Source organism: Acutalibacter sp. 1XD8-33 (assembly GCF_003612555.1).
In the GTDB taxonomy this organism is placed as follows: domain Bacteria; phylum Bacillota; class Clostridia; order Oscillospirales; family Acutalibacteraceae; genus Acutalibacter.
In genome coordinates this window covers 11,625-25,226 of record NZ_RAZF01000023.1, presented here as the reverse complement: position 1 = coordinate 25,226, position 13,602 = coordinate 11,625, and the positions used below count along the sequence as shown (strand labels likewise).

At 46.0% G+C, this 13,602-nt stretch carries 11 protein-coding genes; 6 read left to right on the top strand and 5 right to left on the bottom strand.

The window, feature by feature from the left end; all coding sequences use genetic code 11:
* The first annotated feature begins 147 nt into the window (after positions 1-147).
* The 4 genes from D7X94_RS13075 (at position 148) to D7X94_RS13055 (ending at position 4,497) form a co-directional block, all read left to right on the top strand.
* The gene (locus D7X94_RS13075) at positions 148-2,097 is read left to right on the top strand and encodes a tetratricopeptide repeat protein (protein ID WP_120428127.1); all 1,950 of its coding nucleotides are present in this window, start codon (positions 148-150) and stop codon (positions 2,095-2,097) included.
* Between the two features lie 637 nt (positions 2,098-2,734).
* Positions 2,735-3,673 (top strand): tyrosine-type recombinase/integrase, encoded by a 939-nt coding sequence (locus tag D7X94_RS19550; protein WP_120428125.1) that lies wholly within the window; start codon positions 2,735-2,737, stop codon positions 3,671-3,673.
* 29 nt (positions 3,674-3,702) lie between these two features.
* Complete coding sequence (locus D7X94_RS19885) at positions 3,703-3,957, top strand: tyrosine-type recombinase/integrase (RefSeq protein WP_442857911.1); 255 nt, start codon at positions 3,703-3,705, stop codon at positions 3,955-3,957.
* A gap of 294 nt (positions 3,958-4,251) precedes the next feature.
* A complete protein-coding gene (locus D7X94_RS13055; RefSeq protein WP_120428123.1) occupies positions 4,252-4,497 on the top strand; it encodes a DUF6061 family protein in 246 nt (81 codons plus the stop codon).
* Between the two features lie 38 nt (positions 4,498-4,535).
* Here D7X94_RS13055 and D7X94_RS13050 read toward each other — a convergent pair whose 3' ends face one another.
* The 4 genes from D7X94_RS13050 to D7X94_RS13035 all read right to left on the bottom strand — a co-directional run bounded on the left by D7X94_RS13050 (position 4,536) and on the right by D7X94_RS13035 (position 10,209).
* Positions 4,536-6,077: a hypothetical protein gene (locus D7X94_RS13050; RefSeq protein WP_120428122.1), complete on the bottom strand. Its 1,542-nt coding sequence runs from the start codon at positions 6,075-6,077 to the stop codon at positions 4,536-4,538.
* Between the two features lie 58 nt (positions 6,078-6,135).
* Positions 6,136-6,918, bottom strand: coding sequence for a toll/interleukin-1 receptor domain-containing protein (locus tag D7X94_RS13045; RefSeq protein ID WP_120428121.1), 783 nt, complete (start codon positions 6,916-6,918; stop codon positions 6,136-6,138).
* Positions 6,919-7,082: 164 nt separating this feature from the next.
* Positions 7,083-9,602, bottom strand: coding sequence for an N-6 DNA methylase (locus D7X94_RS13040; protein ID WP_120428120.1), 2,520 nt, complete (start codon positions 9,600-9,602; stop codon positions 7,083-7,085).
* A gap of 106 nt (positions 9,603-9,708) precedes the next feature.
* Complete coding sequence (locus D7X94_RS13035; RefSeq protein WP_120428119.1) at positions 9,709-10,209, bottom strand: SLOG family protein; 501 nt, start codon at positions 10,207-10,209, stop codon at positions 9,709-9,711.
* Positions 10,210-10,313: 104 nt separating this feature from the next.
* On the opposite strand from D7X94_RS13035, the gene D7X94_RS13030 reads away from it, so the two are divergent.
* On the top strand, positions 10,314-10,517 hold the full coding sequence (locus tag D7X94_RS13030) for a helix-turn-helix domain-containing protein (RefSeq protein ID WP_120428118.1): 204 nt from the start codon (positions 10,314-10,316) through the stop codon (positions 10,515-10,517).
* Positions 10,518-10,580: 63 nt separating this feature from the next.
* Here the strand turns inward: D7X94_RS13030 and D7X94_RS13025 are convergent, their stop codons facing one another.
* A complete protein-coding gene (locus tag D7X94_RS13025) occupies positions 10,581-11,387 on the bottom strand; it encodes a helix-turn-helix domain-containing protein (protein WP_120428117.1) in 807 nt (268 codons plus the stop codon).
* Between the two features lie 625 nt (positions 11,388-12,012).
* On the opposite strand from D7X94_RS13025, the gene D7X94_RS13015 reads away from it, so the two are divergent.
* The gene (locus D7X94_RS13015; protein WP_120428115.1) at positions 12,013-13,266 is read left to right on the top strand and encodes a hypothetical protein; all 1,254 of its coding nucleotides are present in this window, start codon (positions 12,013-12,015) and stop codon (positions 13,264-13,266) included.
* Positions 13,267-13,602 lie beyond the last annotated feature (336 nt).

Genomic DNA, 13,602 nt, shown 5'->3' with positions numbered 1-13,602 from the left:
GTTTCCGCCTCAAAATTTGCGCCGCCAAACAAAGAAATAACGCTAAACAGGTGACAACCGCATAGCTTTATGCTATAATACCAATATTATCCAGCGACTGTTAACGATGGTTCTTTGTTTTATGAAACAGCAAGGAGAGGATTGGTAATGATTTATCAAAAATTTATGCAAAACTATAGGAGATTCTTAGCTTGTTGCCTTATGATTGCGATTGCAACGATACTGGCATCCTGTGGACAGTCTGCCAGTAACAAAGAGGTAGATTCACCAGAGTCTAGTTTGCAATCAGGTAATGGGTCAGAAGAATGGGGCGATTCTAGTGTTTCTGTCGAAGTAGAGGTAAACTCGGACGAGTTATGTCAGCAAGGTATAGCTTATGAGGAAGGACAAGGTATAGAAAAGGATACCGCTAAGGCTGTAGAATTGTACCGACAAGCTGCGGATTTGGGCAATGCGGACGCTATGTACCGTTTAGCTATGTGTTACATGAATGGAAACGGAATGGAGTCAGAGGCTATAATTGGTCAGCGGTGGTCGCAAAAGGCAGCCGAGTTGGGCAATATTGACGCAATGGTTCTGCTGGGAGTATGCTATGCAGGCGGCGTGGGTGTGGAGAAAGACGAGTCGACTGCTGTTGAGTGGTATAAAAAAGCAGCAGACTTAGGCAGTGTGGACGCTATGATAAAGCTCGGATACTGCTATGATAATGGTAGCGGTGTAGAAAAGGATGAACTTGCGGCCACCCAATGGTATCAGCAAGCGGCAGATTTGGGAAACACGGACGCAATGTATCAGATGGGAGTTCGTTACCTTTATGGAACAGGTGTGGAGGAAAGCGATGCTTTGGCGGCAAGCTGGATTGGGAAAGCGGCAGATCTAGGACATTCATCTGCGATGTTTTCAATGGGACAGATGTACGTTTACGGCGTTGGAGTAGAAAAGGATGAGAGCCTTGCTTTTGCCTGGTATAAAAAAGCAGCAGATGAAGGTATTGTACAAGCGATGTATGAGTTAGGTGTATGCTATAGGGATGGACGCGGCACAGAACCAGATTACACAGTGGGGGTGGAGTGGCTCAAAAAAGCAGCAGCCAAGGATGATGTAAACTCCATGGCAGCCCTAGGTGAAGCATACGAGACAGGCCGCGGCGTTGAAAAGCAGAATAAAGCAGAAGCGGCAGAATGGTATTTCCGTTATGGATTTAGGTACTATAGTGGGGATGGAGTAGAGCAGGATTATGAAAAAGCAGTACAATTCTTACAAAAAGCCTCAGATATGGAAAATGCAGATGCTATGGCCTATTTGGGCTTGTGTTATGAAAAAGGATTCGGTTTAGAAAAAAATAATAAAAAAGCCTTTGAATACTATCAAAAAGCTTCTGACCTTGGAAACGAGTCGAGTATGCTGTTCCTTGGAAACGCGCTTATTCTGGCCAAGGATGAAAATGAAACCAATTGGACAGAGGGCCTCCAGTGGATTCAGAAAGCGGCAGAGCAGGGGTCGGTCGCATCGATGAAATTGTTGGGGGACCTCTTCAAAATGACAGGGGAATTTGAAACATCAATAGAGTGGTATGAAAAAGCCACTGAAGAGGGCAGTATAGAGGCCATGAGCCAATTACAATTCAACTATGAACATGGCCTTTGTACTGATAAGGATGAAAAAGCTGCTATGAAATGGCTGCGAAAGGCGGCTGAAGCGGGAGATGTTGACTCTATGCTTAAGCTGGGAAAATGCTACGAGCGAGGTGAAAACGGGCTGGAGGAAGACAAACTAACCGCTTTCCAACTGTATCAGGAGGCAGAAAAAATGGGCAGTGTAAAGGCCCAAAGTTGCTTGGGGGCGTGTTATACATTTGGATGGGGAGTTGAGCAGGATGATGAGATAGGAATTCGATGGTATATCACCGCTGCAAATAATGGGTCTGATGAAGCAATGTGGCATCTTGGGTATGGCTATAAAACTGGTCAATTTGGTTTAGAAAAAGACTTGGCGGAGGCACGGCGCTGGTATGAAAAGTATACTTCTGCCGAAGATACTGGTTTTGTTGAGATGATCAAAGATGAAATTGCAGAATTGGATGAATTAGGCAGCTAATGTGTTTCAATACGGGAGAGCTCCTTTTGGATTGAGATGCTACGAGCAAAAAAGTTTGTGACAAAATTTGATATTAGAACATTTATGCGAGTGTCAAACAACAACGTACAGATTGCTTCTTGTGGAAATAACTCTAACTTTATTGATTTTGTTAGGAAAAGCGACTGTAGGGGTGACCATGCACAGTTTTGAGAAAACTATTCATGGTCGATTTTCAAGCGGAGAAAGCGCGATAAGCGCTGTTGTGGAGCATCTATGGCGATTTGTGAGTAACGGTTTCTTTAGTGCAGATACGCAGAGGAAAGTGAGAGATTATCCATATTTTGAGACAAAGAAAACGGTCAAGAAGGCGCAATTATGCGAGAGGAAGTGCAAGTATATGCACGAGATAACCTGCCTTTGGGCAGGGCAGGGCAAGCACAGCGTCCGGCTATACGCCGTCCGTAGGAGCCGGGAGTTCCCGGCTCTCCCCCTGCCCCTAAAGGGGAGTTGAATGGGCTTTGCTCGGCGCTCAAAATTTGCGCCGCATAAACAAAGAAAGGGATTTTTCAAAGCAACAAGAAAAGTAAGAAAAATGTCAGTGGACTTTCCCGGCAAGGTGTGGTATTGTGGTGTGCTGAGAAAGGAGGGCTGACAGATGGCTCAGAAGAAATTGCTCACAAACGGAAAAGCCTTTAAGCGAACGGATGACCGTTGGGGCGGCACGGTGTGGTACATGGATGAGAAAGGGGAGCGCAAGCGCAAATCCTTCTCAGGCACGACCAAGGCAGAAGTCACCAAGAAAATGACCGATTACATTGCGGCCTTTAACGAAGAATTGCAGGAGTCCGATGAATCCCACAAGACACGCAAGGAGAGCATGACCCACTGGCTCCAAGTGTTCAAATTTCCCTCGGCGGAGCGCACAACTTACGACCGTTGCGAATGTACGGTGGAACACCAGATTTTTCCTCTGCTTGGTGAAAAGATAGTAGGAGACATCACTGCCGCTGACCTCAAGGAAGTGCTCAATTACTGGTTGGGTGAAGGCTACGCTTACACCACGGTCAAGAAGGTGTACATCGTGCTCAACGAATATTTCCGCTACCTCACCCAGCGGGAAATTCTCGCCAAGAATCCCATGAACAGCGTACCCATGATAAAGAAATCCAACTTCATGGCGGCGCAGAACAAGGAAGATTTACCCACGCAAGAAACTGTCACGGTGTTTACGCCAGAGGAAATCGAGAGATTCAAGGCCGAGGCGTTCAGCAAATTTTCAAACGGCAAGCCCAAGTACCAGCAGCCAGCGGCCTATATCCTCATGCTGAACACCGGCCTACGCACAGGGGAGTTGCTTGGCCTGCTCAACAGCGACATCAATCTGGAAGGTAGATACCTTGAAGTGCGCCAGAACGTCAAAGAGGTGTGCAGGCACGAGGGGACAGACTACGTCCCCGGCAGAGAAGTGAAGGTTGGCAAAACGAAAACAGCCACCAGTAAGCGCCGTGTGCCCCTAAATCAGGCCGCAGAGCAGGCGGTAAGGGAGTTTTTTTGCGCAGGGAACGGTTTTTCGGGCCAAATTCGCCCCTTGTAAGCGACGAGAAGGGCGGCTACACCCGCCCTGTGAACTTCCGCAAACGGTACTACCGGATTCTCAAGGCCGCAGGGATAGAGCAGAAGGGGCTACATTCCTTGAGACACACTTTTGGAAGTTCGCTAGTGAACGGTATCCGCCAGCCGGATGGGACACTGATGGCACTCTCACCCCGCCAAGTAGCCGACCTCTTAGGTCACAGCACCTCGCAGATAACCGAGATGTACTACGTCAAGAAAGACACCACCCGCCTACAGGGGATAACGGACGGATTCAGTTTATGACCGAGGCCAGCGAAACAGGAGGGAACACCCCAGATTTTTGATGATTTATTGATGATGTGCCAGACGGAAAGGTTAGAAACGGATACGACCAGATGCGAAAATGAGGCGCAAAACAGGCAAAAAGGAGCGGCAATCCAGACCGCATACGACCACCCCAAAACACGAAAAAATCCCGGAATTCCTTGGCTTGATAGTGATAAGGAACTAATCTCAACTTAACATCATCAGTTGGCAGTCCGTAGTGCAGAACACCAATAATTTGCTCAGGATGATTAAAGAGGAGGTTCCTATTTAATGGCATCATTACTTTCCTGCGAGTTCAACATGGACACTGTTTGCGTAGAGCTGAAATTCGCCGATGGTAGCATAATCTCTATTGACTGCATAGCTGTGGAGAACGAGGTCGCTAAAAATATGTATCAGCAGTCAGAGCTGGATTATCTGATTTATAATGATCCAATTGGTTATGCTGATTTGATTCTCAATGGTAACCCGGAAGAGTATCTGAAAAATGTGACAGATTACTCCCCTTTGGACTAACAAAAGCGCGGCAGATTCCCATGATCTGCCGCGCTTGTTTACTCTCCGCCTATGTTAGCTGATACTTTTATAGTGCCTTGAATTATTTCAGCAGCATTTTTTGAAGTAATGGTATATGGTATCTCTGCCGGAATACCTTTTAACGGAAGTGGCGTTGGGAAAGCCACTACTGTGTGGTGTTTAATATAATCGATTTTTAACTTGCAGATGTAATCTTTCCCGCTAGGATAAATATCGTAGGGGAAAATACGGAATAACTCATCTTCATAATCTTCTGAATAATCTGCTTCTCCACCTATGAATGGGAAGGTATTTATACTTGTAGGCTGAGCATATTTCCCGCCGACTAGCGGTTTCATGCTAGATTCATACTCCATATATTGCGCAGTGCTTGGGATACAAAATAGTTCATCCATATCAACTTCATTTAGTAAATAGCTTTTTGATGAATTGTCCAATACTGGAAATTCGTCAATGGGCAACAGATCATGTATGGATAGCGTAATTGTTATCTCTATATCCTCATCTACGGCCGTTCCATCATTTTCAATAGCAAGCTTTAAGCATTTTATATTGGAAAAGGTATCTTCGATACGACTCTGCTTAGAAAATTCAATTATAGAGTCGTAGAGCGATTGAATTAATTCATATTTTCTCTTTTCAGTTTCTGTCCCCCTCAAGTTATATTGCCCCCCAATCGCAAGGCTCCCTAAGCTATCTTTTGATAAATTGCCAAGTTCAAAAAAATCATCAGGTAAAGACAAATTAAAAGCAGAGGCCATTTTGGTCAAAAACTCTTTGCGCTCATCTTTTATTGTTATAGGGGGATAAAAAGACTCCAAATAGCGTTCAGCAGGAGAATTTGATTTTACTGGCTGTGTAGAATATGAACCTACTTGGAGTGCAGCAATGTCTTGGTACATTTGCTTGATTGCTTCGAGGTAATTGTTAGCGTTTCTTTCAAAATTGAGTGTAAAACTATGAACGGGAACGCTATCACACAACATCCCGTTTTCATTTATCCCTCTAAGAAGCAGTCGAGGTGTGCGCAAATCTTTTATCTCATTTACCTTTTGAATGCTAAGAAAATGTTGCGCCAAATGTGCGGTAAACAATTTGGTAAACTCTTCATCAGACGTATAGGTAAAATAGATTCCTCTGTCTTTGTATTTTTCACGAAAAGCACTTATTCGTTCATACTCAGCTGGATCGTGTGCTGATGGCGGAATGGGTTTGTCTGAAAAATACATAAAAACCTGTTTATCCGCCCCAAGCATAAGTTCAATTTCTTCTTCCGCACCTGATCCATATTCGTCAGTAGGCGTTCCAAAGCGTGTCCAAAACACGGCTACAGCTGCATCACACTGCTTAACAAATTGCTCATTCAATAGAGCTTGCGGCTTTCCCCCAGACTGAGCATAGGAACTCTTTTTCCAGTGCCTTGCCCTTAAAGAAATACCCAATGTATCAGAATATCTTTCATTGAAATCATCTACAATCTGTTTGATAATTTCAACTTCTGACTGAACATCACCAGGACAAGAAATAAGCAAATCATATTGAGTCACATTTTTTGCCATCCTGTTTCCTCCCCTGAATTCTATAAACTGATTTGATCGAATCGCTCATCGCTTAATATTATACTTTAGGTTGCGCATCAATCTCAGAAAAGAATTCATCTCGTTTCCGCTCCCATTGTGTAGAATCAATTGTAGGTAAACCTAAATGCTTCAAGATTCTCTCCTTCAATTCATTCATATCATATGCTCTGTGAACAGAATCATCTAACCTAAAGCACATTTCAGTCGGTCTAATTACACCCTTAATTTTAGAATAATCAAACCCTGGTAACAAAATAACTTGATAGGCTGCTTGCTTAACCCAAGAGGCACCCATTTCATTCAGACACACTTTACTTGCATAATAATTCTTCGATAGCATCATAATTACAAAGAGACCATCATTAGTCATCTCATTTCGCAAGTAATCGTAAATGTCTCCAGCTCCTTGGGGAACATCGTATCCATCTATGGAACTACAAAAAAGGTGTTCAGATTTTATGCCGATTCTCTCAAGTAATGAAACAAATTTTTTTACAATTATACTATCAGCTTGGGCATGACTTATAAAAAGCTTGGGCGGCTTGTACGCTTTGTCAAAACGTTTACTCATATCGCCTACCAAAACATCCATTGCACGTATTGTATTTTCAAACGTAATTGCACCTGCTTTTCGTAAATCCCATAACAAATCCAATTGCGCACACTGCGTTGGAAACACAGAAAGATATGTGTGATATACAGTCTCCAGTTTGCGAAGAAAAACCTCTGCGTACTGTGGATTCAACCCTTGTAATCTGTTATTAATAATTATCTTTAGGTGTTGATTGCTAAATTCATCCAGCAACCCTTTATCCAGCATTATACTTACCCCACGCTTTCTTTATCCTGATTTCGACAGTATCTGGTACATTTTCATTAACCAGGCCATACAAGTCGGTTCAGCTTGCCTACAAAACCTCAAGCCGTTACCGTAGCTTCGTCCCTCTGTTCATCAATACGAGTGAACAGCAAAAAAGTCGCTCCTTAATCTGAGATTTTATCAGAAAACGCACTTACCGATGCAATATAGTCAAAACGATCTTCTTGAGTTTCCTTAACAAAAGTTTCTTTCGACTTTGCAATGCTTTCAAAATATTTTCTAAATGAGCATGATACTTCTTTTGCCCATTTGGGAGACAACGGCATAGGAATACAAACCTCACAGAATCTTTTCCCAACATCCTCTCTATTTGTCTGCATCAAAGTAACTCTTCGCCACTGATCTCTAACTTCCCTAAGCGCCAATGCCCACAACATATAAAAGGGATCAATACCCAAATCGTTTGGTTGTACCCTCAGAACAAACACTTCCTTGGTCAATACAATTTGCTCTTCGCCAGGAACTAAAATTGAGAACTCTCCAATATTGCTGCTTGCCCGACTGGGAGATATTAAATCCCAACCTTTCAAATTGCTACGTCCGTCATTCGTTTTCCAAAATCGCCTTGCCAACTCAATTGGAATCAGGTTTGTTGGATTAACATTAATTCTTAAATTGCGAATATCGGAGACTTTAACATAAGGGATTGTCCCGTTTCGTAGGTCATTGCTTGGACTTCCATGACCGCCTTGTATTTCGATAATACCACGCTCTATCAAGTCGCCTAATGAGATTTCACAAAAGCCCCATTTTGCTTTTAGTTGTTCAAAGCCTGTTCTATATGACATATCGTAGTATTGCGGAACTAACACATCTTTCTGATAAATCGAAGTAAGCGGTACTGCAAATTGGCTATGCCCCTCAGAACATTCTTTTGCCATATCCAGCAATTCGTTATCAATTACGCTGGTTCGACTACCTGTTACATCGACCTTAAATCGCTGGCTACCATTTTTATAGATACCACAAGTTTGCGGATTAATAAAATCGACTACTTCATCATCACCGAAAGTAGAGTCTGGAGCAATCTTTTGGAATATATATAAGTTAGTCTTTGCCCGACAAAATCCTTGAAACGCCTCCATCGGTACATTGGCAACACATATAGGCTTCAACCGTGTCTTAGCCCACTCCCGAACATACGCATATGATGGTGAGAAAAAATATGTTTCTGGCAATACAATGCACATCATGCCGCCCACCTTAAGCAGGTCATGGCATCGGTTAAACATTGCTAGTCCAAGTTCAATATCCTTGCCCGTTTCAATGTAGGTCACAATACTTAAGCCAGCTTTCTTTGCATCTGAATATTTGACTTTCAAGGGAGCGCCAAAAGGTGGATTAGTAAAAACCTTGCTGAAACGTCCATTGTTAAACTGATTTGACTTAAGGTGAGGGTATTGCGTTTCCCAAGTGTGTGTCAACACACTGTCACCTCTTACGCAATGAGCTGATCCATCATCCAATATCTGCATTATAGCTTTGGTTAACTTAATACCAATAGCATCCTTATCAATACCAAAAAGATGAAGCTGCGCCCACTTTGAAACCTCTTTCTCATCGCCCGGATATCGATTCTTAATGTCAATAAGACATTGAACCAAGAAACCGCCCGTCCCACAAGCAGGATCGATTATAATATCTTCTAATGTTATTGGCATTAGTTTTATAGCCGCTTCAATTACTGGTGAAGGTGTAAAATACTGCCCCTCTTCTTGCTTAAGTGCTGCACTCCGCAATACTTGAAACGCAACCGAAACAGATTCGACCCCTGCATCAAGCACTTTTAGTGGAGCAAGCCTTTCTACGCAATCATAAATTGTGGTATCGCTAAATCTGATCTCCTTTTCAGATTCCGTTACAAAAATGTCAGGGTATACATCATGAAATTCCTCAAATCTCTCCCTAATATAAGCTCCTGTTGCGCTTGCTGTCGCACAGACTCTAAATGCCACTTCAGAAGACGATGCCATTTTTGCCTTTTTATCACTGTCCAATTTCAACAATAATAAATTACATAACTGGTCAAGCTGTTCTTCGCGACGAGTTACACGGCTGTCTTGAGCAACGACCTTGTCGAGCAAATCGCTAAAAGCTTTCCGAAGAGTGTCATTTGTGAGTGGAATCAAATTAGAAAATTTGAGCGCGGTTGCGGTAGGTGAAAGTTCGGCTCCAATAGAAGGGAAGTCAGATACACAGGTTTGTTTAGGGACCGTTAGTCCCTTCATATTTTTATAAACAGTAAGGCTTAATGCCGATGGATCTGCATTGTTGGCCCATATTCCCAATTTTACATGTGGTTCCAACGACAAATAGATTTCCAACTGTTGTAAGCCAACGTCAATAGTTGGCTGTTTTCCCTCAATAATAAACAACAGATGCCGATAATCTCCGCAGGTCTGTTCACTTTCAAAAACCGCAATATCGACAGGGAAACCGTCATATGATGAACCGCTCTCGCGTTTAGATGCCTCTGAAGGAGTTTTAGGAACTCGCCACTCTGTGCGCCCAAACATCATTTGTCCTAGTCTCCACCCCTTGTCCAAGAATCTTTGGACTAATGGACCAATAACGAGCTGTTGTTCAGGACCAGTTTTAAGTTTTGAGATAATATCTGAGTTCATGGGAATACCCTCGTCTACAAAATTTGTCGCACATATACATGAAATAATGATACCACATCAAGGGGCAAAAAACAATACACCATACTCCAACTTTCACTATGGCTCTTTAAGTCGGATCAAGCACAATAATTTTTCGTCCTAACTTTTGTGCATACCTTACTGTCATCGCCGTTCCTCCCCGCCACTCTCCGTTGTAGACAGCCAGCAGACAGGCAGCATGATTGACCAGATAGCGATTCCGTTTTAGCATACAGCCCTCACGGTGCTCCCGGCTCACATATACAACCTCATCCGCCTGCTCCAGAATAGAAAAATATAATTCCCGCGCTGAAGCTGACCACCCGTCCGCCTGTTCCTCGTAGGGCAGGACACAGTGGAGCTTCAGCGCGTGATTTTCTTTTTTCAAGGCCAGAACAGCTATAGCTGCCCAGGTATCTGCTCCCTCTGCCATACCAGAGTAGAAGTCCGTACATCCAGTGTCCACCAACTTGGCAATCTCTGCGGCAAGTGCCTTTTTCAGTGCGACGCAACGAGCGTCTGCCTCATTATAGCCCCATGGAAACTTTTTTGGGCGGTGCCCCGTGAACGCACAGCGGTTTTCAATCATCACAACTCTCTCCTGACTTTAATTTGATTATGGGGGTTATATCCCCTTAACACTGGAGATTATAACCCCCATACTGATTGGTGTCAATCAGGGAGGGTGATGTCGTGATTATTTTTGATAAGCTGTGGGATGTGATGAAGGAAAAAGGCGTCTCCACCTACCAGCTCCGAGAAAAGTGCGGCATTGACAGCAAGACCGTCCGGCGTTTGCAGGCCAATGACAACATGGAAACAAAGACACTGAACAAATTATGTTCGGCACTAGATTGCCGCCTGGAGGACATCGCCGAGTATGTCCCCGATGAATAACAGCTCTACAGGTCTGCGGAGGCAGGACCCGTAGAGCTGTTCATATTTGCGGAGCAAAAATCCCTATTTCCGTTTCTTCCCCCTCTGCGGAACAGAGCTTTTTAGCAGTTCCGACTTCTGGGCAATTCGTGCCAGCCACTGTTTTTCTTCCTCGGTCAATTTGTTGTAGCGGAGCTTTGTCTGCTTGCAGAACAGCATGATAAGCTGTTCCAGCTTACTGCCATTGAAACGAGCAACCTCCTCCAAGTCCTGTTTCAATTCTTCGGCAGCAGAGTTTTCCGGTGCGCTGTCACTCCGGCCCCGGTGTGCCTCCCGCATATCATCCATGATTGCGTCAATGTCACGATGCACCCGACTGGTGAAATATTCTCCCTCATCCACATGGGCCGATTGCAGAAGATAGGTCATTCTGTCGTTCTCTCCCGGCTGATACTTCTCCACGATTTCAGCCCGTGCCACATCTACCCATGCGTTCAGATTTTGTATCTGCATGGCGGCGATGCCCTCTACATAAATTTGAATATCGGCCAGCAGCTTTATAAAATCCGGATGCGCTACCAATTCCCCCAGCAGGGCAGTATCCACCCGCCCCGCTTTCAGCACATCAATCATAGCGTCACTCAAATGCAGGTCTGCGAGATCAGCGTTTGGGTGGCGCTTTGTTTCTGTCAGGCCCAGAAGATAATCGGCGGTCACACCGTAGAACTTTGCCAGCTTGATGAGAGCATAGTGGCTGATGTCCTTGGTGTCGTCCGCCTCGTAGCTGCCCAGTGCGGACGAGGACAGCCCCGTTTGCTCCGCAAGCTCTTTCAACGTCAGCTTGCGCTCCACCCGCAAATCTTTTATCCGTTCCTGTATCGTCAAAGACATATCGCTGCCCTCCATCTGATTTTACTGCCATTCTACCACATTTCCGAGAGCGTGGAAATATCCAGTTTTCAGGCCGGATTTCCTACCTCTTGGATATACGGGAGAGCGGCCTTTTTTCTGCTACGATGTTTGTGCCACACAGCATTGCAGCTTGAAAAAAGAATGACCGTCCGAAACAGATATGTTCTCTGGTGAAGTATCGCATGAAGCGTATCAAAGGGAACGAAACGCCGCTGAGAGAACAGGGGCAGGAACGGGTTTCGGGGAGAACGGCGGGAGTGCAGAGGGCGGCAGGCCCTTTGCGCCAAGTCCAGAGCGGCGAGCATCTGGTCAGTGTCCAGAGGTGGACGCTGGGGTCCCCGCCGAAACCCAGCGCAGCGGTTTCGGTGGGGAGAGGAGGAGCAGCGGAGTGAGCGAGGGATACGGAGCTTGCGACGACGAGGGCCGGGTGCAGGGCGGCAGCGCCTGCTCCGGTGTCCAGAGGGTGAAGCCCTTGGCCCAGTAAAGTGATGCCCTGCGTCACTTTACTGGGTTATTATCTGGCGCAAAGCACCCAGATTCGGCGGCTTCGCCGCCCCTGGCCACTCCCGGAACAGCAAAAACGAGAAACAGGAAGGAGAGCAAAATGGCAAAAAGACTGACCCGGCACAACGGAAGAGCCGGAAAAAGCGGAGTCTATAAATCAACGCACAACGACAGAACCTTCGATACCGAACACGCCGGCCACATTGACGGTGAGCGCATTCAGCAGAACATCTATTGGGACTGTTTCCGGGGCGCGACCTATCCGGCCCAGCAGGATGGGGAGGTTTCCTTCGCGGATGTGGAGCGGGCCTTTTATCTGGACCGCTACTCAGATTACCTTGATGGCCAGCATGAACGGAACGCCGAACGCCGCCACTCTGAGCGTGACCGGAGCGTGGATGATCTGCTGGCCGACAAACGCTTCTGTCCGGAGGAAACGATTTACCAGATCGGCACCATGGAGGACTCCGTTTCTCCGGATGTGCTTCTGGAAATTGTCGGAAAATTTATGATGGAGTTGGAGCGCCGCTTCGGGGAACACGTCCATGTCATTGACTGGGCGCTCCACCTGGACGAGGCCACGCCCCATATCCATGAGCGCCATGTGTTCGACTATGTGAACCGCTATGGCGAGGTGGAGCCGAAACAGGAAAAGGCGCTGGAGGCTTTGGGGTTTGAATTGCCTGACCCGGAGAAAAAGCAGGGGCGCACCAACAACCGGAAGATGGTTTTCGATGGGGTCTGCCGTGTCATTCTGTTTGATATTTGCAAACGGCATGGTCTGGCGGTGGAGGAAGAACCTGACCCCGGCAACCGTGGGCGCAGCTATTTGGAGAAGAACGACTATATCATCCAGAAGCAGAAGAAATTGATTACAGAGCAGGAGACGGCGATTGAAGAAAAATCGCGAGAGCTGGAATCCGTGTCGCTCCGGCTGGAGGATGCCGAGGCCCTGATTGACGAGGTAACAGAAATAGCCTACGACAAAGCCGTGGAGCTTGTGACCGATGCCGTCCGCGCCGAGACGCAGTTGCAGGATGAGAAGATCGTCTCCGATTACAAGGATTGGTGTCTGGCCCCGGAGCGGCGCTATTCCCCAGCGGAGAAAGGGCTGATCGGCAAGGTGCTGGGAAAGGCGCAGGAGCTGATCCGCAAAGCCGCTCAAAAGGTGCTTGCCAGAGTGCAGGCAGTTTTGCGAAAACCGGAAATCAGAGCCGCCGCCACCAAACAGATCAAGGAGAAAGCCAGAGAGTCCGTCCTCGCCAAGCTGGAACAGGGCAGAGCCGAGATTGCCAGGCAGGATGCGGAGCGCAGGGCGGCGCAGGCCGCAACAAGGCACAGCATGGAGCGGTGATTGCTATTACACTGACAGAGGGAATTTTGGCAGCGGCTACCGAAATTCCCTCTGTCATGTTTTTTGGAACAGGGCTGTCATGCCATTAGCCCGGTTTTTTCAAATTTGCTCATAACCACAGCGGGAGGGCGCGGTATAAAAGAGAAATGAAATCATCCGTACATGCGTACACGAGTACACAGCCCCCTGTACTGATGTACGTATGTACGGATAGTTTTGCGTTTGCCTTTATCTTTTTATAGGCGGTCATGTTGATTTGACCTTAAAAAGCTGGGTAAAATTCAATCCTTGTGATTTTCGTGAAAAAGGTTGTTCAGCAGTGAACGGATTACACCT